Annotated in this window: 1 protein-coding gene; it reads left to right on the plus strand. The window is 23.1% G+C overall.

All coding sequences use genetic code 11. The features are described 5' to 3' along the window. Positions 1-113: 113 nt before the first annotated feature. Positions 114-977 (plus strand): hypothetical protein (locus CYP05_RS07555; protein ID WP_141090288.1); only part of this gene is annotated, 864 nt, incomplete at its 3' end.

A 977-nucleotide genomic window follows, 5' to 3' on the forward strand; every position in this document is an offset into this window, starting at 1 on the left:
CTTATAATGTATATATGATTGTGTTTTGGTCTTTACAAAATTTTAATATCATAAATACAATAATTCAGAATAATGCATGTAAAACAGTTATAAGGCTTTCAGATGGCAATTTATTGTCGTATAGACAAGGCAGTTCAACATTTTTAGTTTTCGATAAAAAAGGTAGCATTAAAATAAACAAGGACATAAAAAAAGATATAAATTTTATATTTGAAATTGATACGGATATGATAGTGTTACAGTTGTATTCTCGTATGCAAATTTATAATAGACAAGAAGATAAATTTTTAGAAATTCAAAATGATTATAATATGATCGAAAAAATAAAGGATAATTTATATGTCATATTCTCTAGTTCTTTAAATAGGATAACAAAAAAATATTATAAGATAGCAATTGTAGATAAAAATTTAAATATTATTAAAGAGTTAGATATTGCAGAAGAATACTATAGCGTGACTAAAATTTTTGATGATAAGTTAATTGTATTTACTACAAAAGGAGATATTTTATTACTAGATTTAATTGATTATAAAATTACAAAGATAGATGTCGGTGAACTTCAAGAATTAAAATATGTAAAAATAATAAGATATGACAATGAAAGAATAGTTTTAGATGCGAAGTTAAATAATTCTACAAATCACATATTAGCCGAAATACACGGAAATAAAGTCAATAAAAAAATAGAATGTGCAAATATCACACCTTTAAGAAATGGAAATTATATAGTTCAAGATGATAAAGCTATGCTCTTTTTAGATAGTAAATATAGGAAAATAAAAAAATACAATGTGCCATATAAAGACGCACCACTCAACTTAGAAATGAAAAATGGAAATGTAGCTATTTTAATTAATGAAAATAAGGTTTGTATTTTAGATGGCAATGGAGAATACTTAAAGCAAATAGATAATATTGATAATGTATTGTCATTAAAAGATTTTGAAGATTTTTTAGTCATAGTTGATGAAAAG

The organism is Campylobacter concisus (assembly GCF_002913545.1).
GTDB lineage: Bacteria > Campylobacterota > Campylobacteria > Campylobacterales > Campylobacteraceae > Campylobacter_A > Campylobacter_A concisus_AV.